Consider the following 13,871-nt stretch of genomic DNA (forward strand, 5'->3'; position numbering starts at 1 on the left):
GACCAGCTGGGGGTCAGTGCTTGCCGTCGAGGCGGTACTCCGCGTTCACCAGTTCGAGGAGTTCGGCCACGGAGGTGTCCGCGGACCGCCGGTCGAACGTGATTTCGCCGTGCTGCAACAGGTTCACCCGGTCGCAGACGTCGGTCACCTGCCCGTAGTTGTGGGCGATCAGGATGATCGCGATGTCGCCGCGCTGCTTCAGCTCCCGCAGCAGGCGCAGGATCACCGCGCTCTCCTTGGCGCCCATGGCGGCGAGCGGCTCGTCGAGGAGCAGCAGCTTCGCCTGCGAGTACACCGACCGGGCCACCGCGATCGCCTGCCGCTGGCCCCCGGACAGCATGCCCACCTCGGCGGTCACCGACGGGATGTCGATCCCGATCGAGTCCAGTGCTTCACGGGCACGGCGCTTCATCTCGCGGCGCCGCAGGAACGGCAGCGGGCGGTGGGTCAGCTCGCGGTTGAGGTGCAGGTTCAGGTACACGGGCAGGTCATTGACCATCGCGAGGTCCTGGAACACCGTCTCGATGCCCAGCGATCTCGCGTGCACCACGGACTTCAGCGTGGTCGGCTCGCCCTCGAACAGGATGCGCCCGCCGTCGGGCTGGTGGTAGCCGGTGAGGATCTTGATCAGCGTGGACTTGCCGGCGCCGTTGTCCCCGATGAGCCCGAGGATTTCGCCGCGCCGCACGTGCAGGTTGACGTCGGCGAGCGCGGTCACCGGGCCGAACTTCTTGCTGACGCCCTCGACCCGGATGACCTCGGTGCTCGGTTCGCCGGTCATGTCAGCTCCCGGGATCCGACGCGCTTGCGCACCACGATCAGCGTCACGTTCAGCACCATGGCGAGCAGGATGGCGGCGCCGAGCACGACGTTGAAGGCGTTCGCGCTGACCCCGGTCAGGTTGAACCCGTCGAACACGATGCCGAGCAGCAGCGCGCCGAGGAACGCGCCAGCGACCGTGCCGGCCCCGCCGAGCAGGGCCGTGCCGCCGATCACCGCCGACGCCACCGCGAAGAACATCGTCGTGAACCCGCCGTTGGTCGGGTCGTAGGAGCCGACCCGGGTGCCCTGCAGGATGCCGGCGAGCCCGGCCAGGGTGCTGGTGATCGCGAAGTTGACCACCTTCACCCGGTTGATCGCGATGCCCGACTCCGCGGCGCCGACCGGGTTCCCTCCGGTGGCTTGCGTGTGGATGCCGAACCGGGTCGCCGAAAGCACCACCTGCATGACGACGACCAGACCGACGGCCCACAGGAACTCCGTCCAGGGCGCCCCGCCGAAGACGTCGACCACCCAGCTGTCCTTCGGCGCGGCGACCGGACGGGCGTTCGAGATGATCAGGACCAGGCCCTGCAACAGGAACGCCATGCCCAGTGTCGTGATGAACGACGGGATCGCCAGCACCGTCCGGATCAGCCCGTTCACCACCCCGACGAGCGTGCTCACCGCGACCGCGCCGAGCAGCGCGAGCCACAACGGCCAGCCGTTGACGAAGAACTGCATCACCATGAACGGGGCGAGGGTGAACACGAAGCCGGCGGACAGGTCGATCTCCCCGCAGATCAGCAGCATCACCTGCCCCGCGGCGATGATCGACCACGGCGCGACGTACTGCGCGATCGTCATGTAGTTGTCCACGGAGTTGAACGCTCCGCTGGCCACCGTGAAGTAGATTCCCGCGGCGATCGTGACCAGCAGGATGCTCAGCTCCTTGACGTGCATCACGCCGAGCAGCATCGGTCTCAACGACATCGCCGGCGCCTACCGGCTCGACGTCGACGCCGGCGGCAACGGGATCGAGCTCGGCATCGCGATGACGTCCTTCTTGGCGCCGCCCTCGAACCTGCTGCCGGCCGACGCGTACGGGCCGACGTTCTCCTTGGTGACGAACGTCAGGCCGGTGTCGGTGACCGGCGGTGCGACCAGCGTGCCGGACAGCCGGAAGAGGTACAGGTACAGCACCGAAAGGAAACCCTGGAGGTAGGGGGACTGGTCGATGGTGAAGTCGAGCGCACCGTCCTTCACCCCGGTGACCGTGTCGTCGAGCAGGTCGAACCCGCCGCTGCCGATCTTGCCGGTCAGCTTGCGGTCGGCGATCAGCTTCGCGCACGCGGCGGTGCTGCCGGCGTCGACCGCGTAGATCCCTTTCACCGCGGTGTTTCCCGTGTACGCGGCGGTCATGGCGTTCAGTTCGCCGGCCTGCTCGGCGCCGGTGTTCACCGACTGGACGCGCACGCCGGGCGCGGCCTGCTTCAGCGCGTCGGTGATGCCGTCGAGCCGCGGCTGGACGTTGTTGCCGCCCGGCTGGGCGATGCCGACCAGGATGTCGCCGGAGGTGACCTTCTGCGCGATGCGCTGCCCCATCCGGAACCCGGACAGGTACAGGTCCTGCCCGACGTAGGTGAGCGGGTAGTTGCCCGCCGCACTGGCGTTGTAGGCGATCACCGGGATGCCCGCGCCCAGCGCGCGCTTGGTGAGGTCGACGAACGCGTTGTCGTCGGTCAGGGCGATGGCGATCCCGTCGGCCTTGCTGTTGATCGCGGTGTCCATGGCGCTCGCCATCTGGGCGACGTTGCCGTTCTCCGAGCCGGTCCACTGCGGCTCGGGTACGCCGAGCAACGCCGCGGCGTCGGCCAGTCCGGACCGGGTGGGGACGAAGAAGGAGTTCGTGGTGACGTGGTTGACGAACACGAACCGCCACCCCGGCGTGCTCGGGAACGGGCCCGCTTTGCCACCGTTCTGGGCTTCCTGGACGCCGGTGCACGCCGCCAGCAGCGTGCCCGCGGCCATCGTCGCGCTGCCCGCACCCAGGTACTTCAGTGCTGTTCTTCGGGAAGTGGCGCTTGGTCCAGCAGTCATCGTGACCCCGCAATCGTCTCAGCGGCAGTGCTCCGGCTACGACGGGTTCTTTCACGGTCCAGCGTCGCCGACATTAGCAGACGTATGATGTCTCAACCAGACTTTCGCTAAATTATCGGAGTTCTGGACTTTTACTCGGGTAGAGCGTAGCCATACGTATGTTGTCTGATTCGCTGTCGAGTGAAGAGGTGGCGACCGTGCCCGAGGTGATCAGTGCGATCGAAGCCGTCGACGTGCGCTTCCCGACTTCGCTGAGCCTGGACGGATCGGATGCGATGAACCCGGAACCGGACTATTCCGCCGCGTACGTCACGATCCGCACGAGCGCCGGTCAGGAGGGGTACGGCCTCGCGTTCACCGTCGGACGCGGCAACGACGTGCAGGTCGCCGCGGTCCGGGCCCTGGTGCCGCTGATCGCGGGAATGCCGGTGGACGACGCGCTCGCCGACCTCGGGGGTTTCTCGCGCCGCCTGACCGGCGACAGCCAGCTTCGCTGGCTGGGCCCCGACAAGGGCGCGATCCACATGGCCGCGGCGGCGATCGTCAACGCCGTGTGGGACTTGCGGGCGCGCCGCGAAGGCAAGCCGGTCTGGCGGCTGCTCGCCGAGCTGCCGCCGGCGGAGCTGGTCGACCTGATCGACTTCCGGTACCTCCAGGAAGCGCTTACCCGCGACGAAGCCCTGGACATCCTCCGCCGCGCCGAGCCGGGCCGGGCGGCTCGCCAGGCCGAACTGCTCGCGTCGGGCTACCCCGCCTACGCCACCACTCCCGGCTGGCTCGGCTATTCGCCGGAGAAGCTGGCGGCGCTCGCGGCGGAGGCGGTCGAGGACGGCTTCACCCAGATCAAGCTGAAGGTCGGCGCCGACCTCGACGAAGACGTCCGGCGGCTGCGGCTGGCGCGCGAGGTCGTCGGGCCGGACGTGCGGATCGCCATCGACGCCAACCAGGCGTGGGGCGTCGGCCAGGCCATCGCCTGGCTGCGGCCGCTGGCGGAGTTCGACCCGTACTGGATCGAGGAGCCGACTTCGCCCGACGACGTGCTCGGCCACGCCGCGATCCGCCGCGCGGTGGCGCCGATCAAAGTGGCCACCGGCGAGCACACGCACAACGCGGTGATGTTCAAGCAACTGCTGCAGGCGGAGGCGATCGACATCCTCCAGCTCGACGCGAGCCGGGTCGCCGGGGTCACCGAAAACATCGCGATCCTGGTGCTGGCCGCGAAGTTCGGCGTTCCGGTGTGCCCGCACGCCGGCGGTGTCGGGCTCTGCGAGATGGTGCAGCACCTGGCGATGTTCGACTTCGTCGCGGTGAGCGGCACCCGGCAGGACCGGGTCATCGAATACGTCGACCACCTGCACGAGCACTTCGTCGACCCGGTGCGGGTCGAGCGGGGGAGGTACCTGGCGCCGGACCGGCCCGGGCTCGGGGCCCGGTTGCACGCCGAATCCGTGGCGCGCTACCGGTTCCCCGACGGCCCGGCCTGGCACGAAGAAACCGTGGTGGTCGCGTGACCGCTGCGGTCGTCCCCACCCTTTCAGCGAGGAGAGGTCATGAAGATCCGGTCCCTGTGCGCCGTTGTCGCCGGCGCGCTCACCGCGGCGGTGCTCGCCGGCTGTAGTGGCGGCGGGGGCACCTCCGCGGCCGGCGGAACCGTCGTCGGTGTCGACTATCCCCGTTCGGACACCGACTTCTGGAACGCCTACATCAAGTACGTGCCGCAGTTCGCCGGCCAGGACGGCTTCGAGCTCAAGACGACGAACTCGCAGAACGACGTCGCCAACCTGACCGCCAACGTGCAGACGATGATCAGCCAGGGCGTCAAGGGCGTCGTCATGGCGCCGCAGGACACCGCGGCGATCATCCCGACCCTGCAGCAGCTGGCCGGGAAGAAGATCCCGGTGGTGTCCGTCGACACCCGTCCCGACCAGGGCAACGTCTACATGGTCGTGCGGGCCGACAACCGCGCCTACGGGGAAAAGGCGTGCCGGTTCCTCGGCACGAAGCTCGGCGGCCAGGGGAAGGTCGTGATGCTGCAGGGCGACCTCGCGTCGATCAACGGGCGAGACCGCACCGAGGCCTTCAACGACTGCATGAAGCAGAACTTCCCCGGGATCACGGTCTTCGGGGAAGCCACCAACTGGGACGCCGGCACCGCGGCCCAGAAACTCCAGACGCGGCTGACCGCGAACCCGGACATCAAGGGTGTCTACATGCAGTCCAGCTTCGCGCTGTCGGGGACGCTGCAGCTGTTGAAGCAGCGGAACCTGCTCGTGCCGGCGGCCGACCCGAAGCACGTGTTCATCGTGTCCAACGACGGTATCCCCGAGGAGCTCGAGAAGATCCGTGCGGGCGAAATGGATGCGACGGTCTCCCAGCCCGCGGACCTGTTCGCCAAGTACGCGCTGCAGTACCTCAAGGACGCGATCGCGGGCAAGACGCCGGTGCCGGGCAAGACCGACCACGGCAGCACCATCGTGCAGATCCGCGACGGCCTGATGGAGGACCAGCTGGCCGCGCCCCTGGTCACCGCGGACGGTGCCGCCTTCGGGCCGGTCTCCAGCGTCAAGGTCGACGACCAGTCCCTGTGGGGCAACAGCAAGAGCTGACCGCTCGAGCTCTCGTGGAGGAGGCGAACATGAGTACCGTGCCGGTCGTCGAAGCACGGCAGGTGGTCAAGCGCTACGGCGCCACCGTCGCGCTGGACCACGCCGACCTCACCGTCCTGCCGGGACAGACGCACGCGCTCGTCGGCCGCAACGGCGCCGGAAAGTCGACGCTCGTCTCCATCCTCACCGGCCTGACCGAGCCGGACTCCGGCTCCCTGCTGGTGAACGGCGAGCGCGCCCCGGGACCGTCCGATCGGGACAGGTGGCGTTCGCTGGTCGCCTGCGTGTACCAGCGTTCGACGATCATCCCCGACCTTTCGGTGGCGGAGAACCTGTTCCTGAACCGGCAGGAGACCCGGGGCGGGTTCGTCCGCTGGTCTGCGGTGCGCCGGAAGGCCGCCGAGCTGCTCGAACGCTGGTCGGTGGACGTCGACGTCCGCCGGCCCGCGGGCGAGCTCGGCGTCGAGCAGCGGCAGTTCGTCGAGATCGCGCGATCGCTGTCCTTCGGCGCGCGGTTCGTCATCCTCGACGAACCGACCGCGCAGCTGGACGGCGGCGCCATCACCCGGCTGTTCGGCCACATCGCCGACCTGCAGCGGCAAGGCGTGACTTTCCTGTTCATCAGTCACCACCTGCAGGAGGTCTACGAGATCTGCGACACGGTCACGGTCTACCGCGACGCCCGGCACGTCCTGTCCGCGCCGGTCGCCGAGCTGCCGAAGACCGACCTCGTCGCGGCGATGACCGGGGAGAACGCCGTCGTGGCCGAAGAACGCGCCTCCTCCGTCCGGCTCGGCGCGTCACCGGTGCTCCGGGTGCGCGAGCTGAGCCTCGCCCCCAGCTACGACGGCGTTTCCTTCGACGTCGCGCCGGGGGAGATCGTCGGCCTGGCCGGGGCCGGCGGAAGCGGCAAGACCGAGGTCGCCGAGACGCTGACCGGGCTGCGGGCGGCCGGCTCGGGAACCATCCTCGTCGGGGAGCACCGCCCTCGCCCCGGCGACGTCCCGGCGGCACTCGCCGCCGGGATCGGCTTCGTCCCGGAGGACCGCCACCACCAGGGGCTCGTGCCGGACATGTCGATCGCGGACAACACCACCATGTCCGTCATGGACCGGCTCGGCCCGGGCATCTTCGTCCGGTCCGGCCTCCGTGACCGGCTGGCCGGGACGATGATCGAGCGGCTGGAGGTGAAGACACCCGGCCCGAAGCTCGCGGTGTCGGCGCTCTCCGGTGGCAACCAGCAGAAGGTCGTCATGGCCCGGGCGTTCGCGGGTGACCCCCGGCTGCTCGTGCTGATCACTCCCACCGCGGGGGTGGACGTGCGGTCGAAGGAGTTCCTCCTCGGCAAGGTGGCCGAAGCCGCCGCCGGGGGCACCGCCGTGCTGATCGCCTCGGACGAGCTGGACGACCTGCGCCTCTGCGACCGCGTGCTCGTCATGGTCCACGGACGGCTCACCACCGAAATACCCGCCGGCTGGCAGGACCGCGAGGTCGTGGCCGCCATGGAAGGAGTCGACCTCGATGCCGGATAGCCCCACCGCCTTGCGCACCGAGGCGCAGACCGAGCCCGCCGCCGCCCGACCGCCGCGGCGCATCGCCTTCGCCCGCGTGCGCGACTTCGCCCTGGTTCCCGGCATCATCGCGATCGCCGTGGTGGGCCAGCTGGTGAACCCCGTGTTCCTCCAGTACGACAACGTGATCAACATCCTGCAGACCATGTCGGAGATCGCCCTGCTGGTGCTCGCGCAGACGCTGGTCCTGGTCGTCGGCAAGATGGACCTCTCGCTGGAGTCCACGTTCGGCCTGGCTCCCGGCGTCGCGGCCTGGTTGACGATCGACGGCGGCCATTCGCTCGGGGTCCTGCCCCCGTGGACGGCGGTCCCCGTGGTGCTCGTGGTCGGGGTGCTGGTCGGTGCGCTCAACGCCCTGCTGATCGTCCGGTTCGGGCTGAGCGGGTTCGTGGTCACCCTCGGCATGCTGATCGTGCTGCGCGGCCTGCTGACCGGGATCTCCGGCGGCCAGACGTTCTTCGGCATGTCCGATTCGATGCTTTACCTCGGCACCACGCTGTGGGCCGGGGTCCCGGCCTCCATCTGGATCTGCGTGCTCCTGTTCGCCGGTGGCGTCGTCCTGCTCGGCTACATCCGGTTCGGCCGCAGCCTCTACGCGATCGGCGGCAACGAGGACGCGGCGAAGGCCGCCGGTATCCGGACCGATCGGATCGTGTGGATCGTCCTGATCGGGGCGAGCGTGCTGGCAGCGGTCGGCGGGCTGCTGCTCTCGGGCAGGCTCGCCTCCGTGGCCGCGGCCCAGGGCAACGGCTACATCTTCACCGTCTTCGCCGCGGCGGTGATCGGTGGGGTCAGCCTGAACGGCGGTCGTGGCACGCTTTTCGGGGCCTTCACCGGCATCCTGCTGCTGTACATGATCCAGAACGTGCTCACGCTGGCCGGGGTGCCCGCGCAGTGGATCGGGGCGCTCAACGGCACGATCATCCTGGTCGCGCTGGTGATGTCCCGGATCACCAGCGGCAAACGGCAGAACTGAGGGTGGACCGGCTACCCGTCTTCGAGGTTCGGGAAGTCGGCGAGGTGGGCGCGCAGCCAGCGTTCGGACGTGTCCACGTGCATCAGCGCGGCCGCGGTCGCCACGGCGGGGTCGTGGCCGGCCAGCGCGTCGTAGATCGCCTTGTGCTGGGACAACGTTTCGTGCGTCGCACCCCGTTCGACGGTGCCGCGCCAGATCCTCGCCCGCAGCGTCCGCGAGGAAATGCCGTCCAGTAGCGCCGTCAAGGTTTCGTTCCCCGCCGCCGTGACGACCTCGCGGTGGAACGCGGCGTCGAGCACGGTGAGGCGTTCGACGTCCTCGACCGCCTCCTGCATCGCGTCGAGCAGTTCGGCCACGGTGCGGAGCTGAGCGTCGTCGATCCGGGTCGCGGCGAGCCCGGTGGCGGCGGGTTCCAGGAGCCGGCGCACTTCGGTCAGCTCGAGCACGGTGCCGTCCCGCATGAGCGACACCGCGCTGCCCAGGCCTTCCAGCAACAGGCTCGGTGCGAGACTCGTGACGTAGGTGCCGTCACCGCGGCGGACTTCGAGGACCCGGGCCACCGCCAGTGCCTTCACGGCCTCGCGGGTGGGACTGCGGGAAATCCCCAGTTCGGTGGCGAGTTCGTGCTCGGGAGGCAGTTTGGACCCGGCGGGGAACCGCCCGGATCGGACGAACTCCCGGATCCGGTCGATCGCTTCGTCGGTCAGGGACCTCGTCATGGCGCTCCTTGGGCTGCGGCTGCAGAGCAGCGTATCAATCATATGATCAATTCTCGGATTTCGGGGGAGCATTCGCTGAATTCGACAATCTCAAGGCGCTGAACTCATGATCAGTTGCCGAGACATATGATGTCCTGGAGTAAGGCTCAGCCGTGGCGGACGGTCGGCCACGGAGGGTGCCCGCGTCACCCCACTTCCGCGACAGTCCTTGCCGCGGTTCTTAACTAGCATTACGTTACTAACAACTTGCTAGTTAGGAGCCGACGTGGGCTGCAACGAGGACCGGGGTCCCCGGTGGACCCGGCCGGGACCGCACCGGGTCCGCACGGGCGAAACCGACGAGTGGACGACGGTGGACGGGCAGCCGGTCGCCGTTTTCACGCAGGAGCCCGAAACCGCCGGGCCGCGGCCGGTCGTCGTCCTGTGCCACGGGCTGGGCGGGAGTCACCGCGGGTACGCCGGCCTCGGCCGGCACCTCGCTTCTCACGGGTACCCGGTGCTGCACCCGCAGTTCCTCGACGCCTTCGAACTCGCGGGGCCGCGGTTCGGATTGTCCGATGTGGACGAACACACGTGGGCCGCGGATCCCGTGTCCAGGCAGAAGATGCACGCCTTGCTGTTCGACCCGCAGCACTGGCTGTCGCGGGTCAGGCGGGTCCACGCGGTGCTCGATTCGCTCGGGCCACGGCGAACCGGCGTCCTCGTCGCCGGGCATTCGTTCGGCGCCTACACCGCGCAGCTCCTGCTCGGCACCCGGCTCGCCGGGTTCGGGCTCGACGACACGGACTTCGGTCACCCGGCCGTCACCGGCGGGATCCTCCTGTCGCCGCAGGGAAGTGGTGACCGCGGGCTGACCGAACAGTCCTGGGCCGGCGTCGAGCGGCCGCTGCTCGTCGTCACCGGCACGCGTGACTTCGGCGCCCGCGGCGAGGGCGTCGAGTGGCGCCGCGAGCCGTTCGACCGGGCTCGGTCCGCGGTCAAGCACCTCGCCGTGGTCCGCGACGGTGACCACCAGCTCGGCGGGATCCCCCAGCACGACAAGGGGATCGGGCCGGTCGCGGCCGCGATCTCCGCCGTCGCGACGGCTTTCGCCGACCACGTCCACGGCGACCGCGACGCGGGTGAGTGGCTCGCCACCGGGCCGTTCCCGACGATCTTCGAGCACACCCACCAGGAGGAGACCGCATGTCCGACGTCGTGATCAGCGCGACGGGCGTCGAGCGGACGTTCGTCGCGCGGGGCCACGCGGTCCACGCGCTCGGGCCCGTCGACCTCAGCGTCGAAAGAGGACAGTTCGTCGCGATCGTGGGCCCGTCCGGGTGCGGCAAGTCGACCTTGTTGCGCATCGTCGCCGGGCTCGCCGCGCCGTCGGCGGGGGAGCTGGTGATCGACCGCGTCGACACCGGATCGCCGCTGTGCTCCATGGTCTTCCAGGACTACGGCATCTTCCCGTGGAAGACCGTGCTCGCGAACGTCCGCCTGCCGCTCGACATCGCGGGTGTCGCCCGGGCGCGGGCCGACGAGGTCGCCCGCGACTGGATCGAACGCGCCGGCGTCGCGGGCTTCGAATCGGCTTACCCCGCCACGCTCTCCGGCGGCATGCGGCAACGCGTCGCGCTGGCGAGGGCGTTCGTGGCCAACCCCGAGGTCCTGCTGATGGACGAGCCGTTCGCCGCGCTCGACGCGCAGCTGCGCCTGGTCCTGCAGCAGGAGCTGCTGCGGGTGTGGGAGGCGCACCGGCGCACGATCCTGTTCGTCACCCACGCCATCGACGAGGCGCTGCTGCTGGCCGACCGCGTGGTCGTCATGTCCTCGCGACCGGGTCGCATCCTCGCCGACATCGAGGTCCCGTTCGCCCGGCCGCGCACCCGGGCCGCGCGTGCCACGGCCGAGTTCGGTGCCCTCGAAGACCAGATCTGGCGGCTCCTGAAAGGTGAGGTGGAAGAACGTGAGCACGCTCATGACGTCGCATGACCGGCTGGGTGGTCGCGAGCTCGTGCGGCGCACCCCCGGTGCCGCCGAGCTCTCGCCCCAGCGCCACGCCCGGCGCCGCCGCGCGATCACGCTCACCCTCGCCTGGGCCACGCCGATCGTGCTCATCGCCGCGTGGGAGCTGTCCGCTCGGTTCGGCTTGCTCGACACGCGGTTCTTCCCGGCGCCGAGCGCGATCTGGCAGGCCGGCGTCCAGTCCTTCCAGGACGGCGTGATGACGGACGCGACGCTCGACACCCTCCGCAAGCTGTTGATCGGCTACGGCGCCGGCGTCGTCGCGGGGGTCGCGCTGGGTGTCCTGCTCGGGCTGTCGTGGATCGCCCGTGCCGCGCTCGAGCACACGCTGGTCGCGCTCTACACGTTGCCGAAGCTCGCGCTGTTCCCGGTGTTCCTGCTCGTGTTCGGCCTCGGCGGCCTGCCGCAGATCGTGCTCGTCGCGGTGTCGGTGTTCTTCATCGTGGTGCTCGCCTCGACGACGGCGGTGATCTCGGTCGAACAGGGCTACCGCGACGCCGCGGAAGTCCTCGGCGCGAAGCGCACCCAGCTGCTGCGCCACGTCATCCTCCCCGCCGCGCTGCCCGCCATCGCGACCTCGATCCGGCTCACCGCGGGCATCGCGATCCTGGTGATCGTCGGCATCGAGATGGTGTCCGGCGACAGCGGCCTCGGGTACCTGATCTTCCAGCGGTCGCAGGTCTTCGACCCCGGCACGATGTACGCCGGCGTGATCGTCGCCGGGATCATCGGGGTGGTCTTCACCGGCCTCGTGACCCTCGCGCTCAAGTTCGCCGTCCCGCAGCAGCGGCCGCGTCTGCGCCGCTCCTGACCCTTTCGTCGGCAGGAGAACCATGTCCGGAAACCCCACCGCTCGCGTGCTGTGCGCCGCCGTCGCCACGGCCGCGCTCGTCGTCACCAGCGCATGCGCCCCGTCGACCCAGCAGGATCAGGCGAGCGCGGCCAAGCAGGTGTCCGCGCTGCCCGCGGGCGTAAGCCTGTCCGGCAAGCCGGGCACACCGGCGCCGAAGCCGCTGGGGCAGCGCGCGTCGCTCAAGGTCGGCATCCCGTCCAAGCTGGAGCTCGAAGCGCCCGCGCTGCTCGCGCAGACCTACGGCGAGTTCGCGAAGGAGAACCTCGACGTCACGTTCGTCACCGACACGGTCCCGAACCTGCTGACCTTGCTGGGCCAGAACAAGATCGACCTCGTCTACGCCGGTGCTCAGGCGCTGGTCTTCAACGCGCTGCGCCACGGCGTGCCGATCCGCTGGGTCTCGGGCGTCGCCTCGGCCGCTCCGGACAGCGGCGTCTACATGAGCACCAAGTACGGCAGCAAGGCCGCGGACTTCGACCCGGCCGTGCTGAAGGGCAAGAACATCGGCGTCAACCCCGGCGCGCTGGCGGCGCCGTCGGAGTACGGGCTCTACGACCTCATCACCAAGGGCGGTCTCAAGCCCAGTGACGTGCGGATGACGCCGTTCAGCGACATCGCCGCGATGGTGCAGGCGCTCAACAACGGCTCGCTCGACGGCGCGACCGTCGGCCCGCCCTTCACCGCGAGCATCAAGCCGGGCGTCGCGTTCCAGGCCGAAGGCGGCTATCCCGCCACCATGCAGATCGCCGGCTACTTCGCGACCACCCGGTTGCTCGGCTCGAACCGGGACGCGGGCGTCGCGTTCTTCCGCGCGGTGGAGCGGACGGTGAACACGCACCTCTCCGGCGACTACCACCAGGACACCGAGGTGATGACCAAGATGGCGCAGCAGCTGGGCACGAAGGTCGAGACGCTGCGGATCGCGCCGTCCGTGCCGTTCGACTTCGACGTGCCCGCCCAGTCGGTCGCGAGCCTGCAGAAGATGTACCAGTCCGTGCCGGGCACGCTGCAGGTCGACAGCCCGGTGAAGCCCGAAGAGCTGATCGACCTCTCGCTCGTGATCGATGCGGCCCAAGGCAAATGAGCGACGCGCTGGCCGGCGTCCGGGTGCTCGACGCCGCGACCGTGCTCGCGGGCCCGGTCTCGGCGACCATCCTCGGCGACTTCGGCGCCGACGTGGTCAAGATCGAAGACCCGAAGGTCGGCGACTTCACCCGCGGCGGTGGACGGTCACCGGGCTGGCTGCAGGAGGGGCGGAACAAGAAGTCCGTCGCGCTCGACCTGCGCACGCGAGAAGGCCAGGACCTGCTGCACCGGCTCGTGCCGCACTTCGACGTCGTGGTCACGAACTTCCGCCCGCCGACGCTCGAGCGGTACCGCATGCTGCCCGAGCACCTGCGGCCGCTCAACCCGCGTGCGGTGCTGCTCTACCTGACCGGGTTCGGCCTGACCGGGCCGTACCGCGACCGCGGCGCGTTCGACCGGATCGCCAGCGCGTACAGCGGATTGACGTACGTGACCGGCGAACCGGAGCGGCCGCCGGTGCGCAGCGGGTACAGCGTGATCGACTACATGAGCGCCTACCTCGCGGCGTTCTCGGTCGTGTCCGCGCTGTACCACCGCGATCTCGGCTCCGGTTCGGGCCAAGTCATCGACCTGGCGCTGTACGAAGCGGCGCTGCGCTCGAGCGAGGACTCGGTGACCGCCTACGGGCTCGACCGCCAGGTGCGGGAACGGCTGGGCAACAAGAACCCGGCCATCGTGCCGGCGTCGGACTTCGTGACCTCCGACGAGCGGCGGGTGTCGCTGCACGCCGGCACCGACTCGTTGTTCCGCCGCCTGGCCGCGGTGATGAACCGGCCCGGGCTGGCCGAGGACCGGCGGTTCGCCGATCGCGCCGCGCGGATCCGCCACCAGGACGAGCTGTACCCGATGATCGGCGAGTGGGTCTCCGGGTTGACGGCCGACGAGGTGGTGAAGCTGCTCAGCGACGCGGACATCCCGGCGTCGCCGATCATGAGCGTCGCGGACCTTATGAACGACCCGCACTGCCGCGCCCGCGGCTCGGTCGTCACGGTGCCCGACGACGAGTTCGGCGAGATCCCGATGGTCGCGCCGCTGCCGCACCTGAGTGCCACGCCGGGCACCGTGCGCTGGGCAGGTACCGCGCTCGGCGCGCACACCGACGAGGTCCTCGGCGGGCTGCTGGGCTTGTCCGGCGGGGAGCTCGCGTCGCTGCGCGACCGGGGTGTGGTCTGAGCGATCACTAGGATGGAACCA

At 69.7% G+C, this 13,871-nt stretch carries 13 protein-coding genes; 9 read left to right on the forward strand and 4 right to left on the reverse strand.

The window, feature by feature from the left end; genetic code table 11:
- Positions 1-13: 13 nt before the first annotated feature.
- From AB0M59_RS15605 to AB0M59_RS15615, 3 genes are read right to left on the reverse strand one after another with little or no spacing between them, the layout of a single operon-like run.
- Positions 14-781 (reverse strand): ATP-binding cassette domain-containing protein, encoded by a 768-nt coding sequence (locus AB0M59_RS15605; RefSeq protein ID WP_364614732.1) that lies wholly within the window; start codon positions 779-781, stop codon positions 14-16.
- On the reverse strand, positions 778-1,752 hold the full coding sequence (locus AB0M59_RS15610) for an ABC transporter permease (protein WP_364614735.1): 975 nt from the start codon (positions 1,750-1,752) through the stop codon (positions 778-780). The genes AB0M59_RS15605 and AB0M59_RS15610 overlap by 4 nt, the downstream gene beginning before the upstream one ends.
- A 9-nt stretch (positions 1,753-1,761) precedes the next feature.
- Positions 1,762-2,859, reverse strand: coding sequence for a sugar ABC transporter substrate-binding protein (locus AB0M59_RS15615; protein ID WP_364614738.1), 1,098 nt, complete (start codon positions 2,857-2,859; stop codon positions 1,762-1,764).
- Positions 2,860-3,017: 158 nt separating this feature from the next.
- Here AB0M59_RS15615 and AB0M59_RS15620 point away from each other — a divergent pair, with 158 nt between their 5' ends.
- From AB0M59_RS15620 to AB0M59_RS15635, 4 genes are read left to right on the forward strand one after another with little or no spacing between them, the layout of a single operon-like run.
- Positions 3,018-4,370 carry an enolase C-terminal domain-like protein gene (locus AB0M59_RS15620; RefSeq protein WP_364614741.1) on the forward strand — a complete coding sequence of 451 codons (1,353 nt, stop codon included), beginning with the start codon at positions 3,018-3,020 and terminating at the stop codon, positions 4,368-4,370.
- A gap of 39 nt (positions 4,371-4,409) precedes the next feature.
- Positions 4,410-5,465, forward strand: a complete 1,056-nt coding sequence (locus AB0M59_RS15625) for a sugar ABC transporter substrate-binding protein (protein ID WP_364614744.1) — start codon at positions 4,410-4,412, stop codon at positions 5,463-5,465.
- Positions 5,466-5,494: 29 nt separating this feature from the next.
- A complete protein-coding gene (locus tag AB0M59_RS15630; RefSeq protein ID WP_364614747.1) occupies positions 5,495-6,997 on the forward strand; it encodes a sugar ABC transporter ATP-binding protein in 1,503 nt (500 codons plus the stop codon).
- On the forward strand, positions 6,987-8,012 hold the full coding sequence (locus tag AB0M59_RS15635; RefSeq protein WP_364614750.1) for an ABC transporter permease: 1,026 nt from the start codon (positions 6,987-6,989) through the stop codon (positions 8,010-8,012). The genes AB0M59_RS15630 and AB0M59_RS15635 overlap by 11 nt, the downstream gene beginning before the upstream one ends.
- A gap of 11 nt (positions 8,013-8,023) precedes the next feature.
- Here the strand turns inward: AB0M59_RS15635 and AB0M59_RS15640 are convergent, their stop codons facing one another.
- On the reverse strand, positions 8,024-8,731 hold the full coding sequence (locus tag AB0M59_RS15640) for a FadR/GntR family transcriptional regulator (protein ID WP_364614753.1): 708 nt from the start codon (positions 8,729-8,731) through the stop codon (positions 8,024-8,026).
- Between the two features lie 265 nt (positions 8,732-8,996).
- Between AB0M59_RS15640 and AB0M59_RS15645 the strand changes: the two genes are divergently transcribed.
- Genes AB0M59_RS15645 through AB0M59_RS15665 form a run of 5 tightly spaced genes read left to right on the forward strand, consistent with a single transcriptional unit; the run spans position 8,997 to position 13,850 of the window.
- Positions 8,997-9,932: a hypothetical protein gene (locus AB0M59_RS15645; protein WP_364614756.1), complete on the forward strand. Its 936-nt coding sequence runs from the start codon at positions 8,997-8,999 to the stop codon at positions 9,930-9,932.
- A complete protein-coding gene (locus AB0M59_RS15650) occupies positions 9,917-10,705 on the forward strand; it encodes an ABC transporter ATP-binding protein (protein ID WP_364614759.1) in 789 nt (262 codons plus the stop codon). Before AB0M59_RS15645 ends, AB0M59_RS15650 begins: the two co-directional genes overlap by 16 nt.
- Positions 10,680-11,549, forward strand: coding sequence for an ABC transporter permease (locus tag AB0M59_RS15655; protein ID WP_364614762.1), 870 nt, complete (start codon positions 10,680-10,682; stop codon positions 11,547-11,549). The genes AB0M59_RS15650 and AB0M59_RS15655 overlap by 26 nt, the downstream gene beginning before the upstream one ends.
- 22 nt (positions 11,550-11,571) lie before the next feature.
- Positions 11,572-12,675, forward strand: coding sequence for an ABC transporter substrate-binding protein (locus AB0M59_RS15660; RefSeq protein ID WP_364614765.1), 1,104 nt, complete (start codon positions 11,572-11,574; stop codon positions 12,673-12,675).
- Entirely contained in the window at positions 12,672-13,850 is a 1,179-nt protein-coding gene (locus AB0M59_RS15665; protein ID WP_364614768.1) for a CoA transferase, read from the forward strand. The genes AB0M59_RS15660 and AB0M59_RS15665 overlap by 4 nt, the downstream gene beginning before the upstream one ends.
- Positions 13,851-13,871: the final 21 nt, after the last annotated feature.

Source organism: Amycolatopsis sp. NPDC051371, from assembly GCF_040682155.1.
Lineage (GTDB): Bacteria > Actinomycetota > Actinomycetes > Mycobacteriales > Pseudonocardiaceae > Amycolatopsis.

Bases quoted from the DNA above. Each gene is read 5' to 3' on its own strand.
- AB0M59_RS15665 (WP_364614768.1), top strand. From the start codon at position 12,672: ATGAGCGACGCGCTGGCCGGCGTCCGGGTGCTCGACGCCGCGACCGTG.
- AB0M59_RS15630 (WP_364614747.1), top strand. From the start codon at position 5,495: ATGAGTACCGTGCCGGTCGTCGAAGCACGGCAGGTGGTCAAGCGCTAC.
- AB0M59_RS15650 (WP_364614759.1), top strand. From the start codon at position 9,917: ATGTCCGACGTCGTGATCAGCGCGACGGGCGTCGAGCGGACGTTCGTC.
- AB0M59_RS15625 (WP_364614744.1), top strand. From the start codon at position 4,410: ATGAAGATCCGGTCCCTGTGCGCCGTTGTCGCCGGCGCGCTCACCGCG.
- AB0M59_RS15610 (WP_364614735.1), bottom strand. From the start codon at position 1,752: ATGTCGTTGAGACCGATGCTGCTCGGCGTGATGCACGTCAAGGAGCTG.
- AB0M59_RS15660 (WP_364614765.1), top strand. From the start codon at position 11,572: ATGTCCGGAAACCCCACCGCTCGCGTGCTGTGCGCCGCCGTCGCCACG.
- AB0M59_RS15635 (WP_364614750.1), top strand. From the start codon at position 6,987: ATGCCGGATAGCCCCACCGCCTTGCGCACCGAGGCGCAGACCGAGCCC.
- AB0M59_RS15640 (WP_364614753.1), bottom strand. From the start codon at position 8,731: ATGACGAGGTCCCTGACCGACGAAGCGATCGACCGGATCCGGGAGTTC.
- AB0M59_RS15620 (WP_364614741.1), top strand. From the start codon at position 3,018: ATGTTGTCTGATTCGCTGTCGAGTGAAGAGGTGGCGACCGTGCCCGAG.
- AB0M59_RS15605 (WP_364614732.1), bottom strand. From the start codon at position 781: ATGACCGGCGAACCGAGCACCGAGGTCATCCGGGTCGAGGGCGTCAGC.
- AB0M59_RS15615 (WP_364614738.1), bottom strand. From the start codon at position 2,859: ATGACTGCTGGACCAAGCGCCACTTCCCGAAGAACAGCACTGAAGTAC.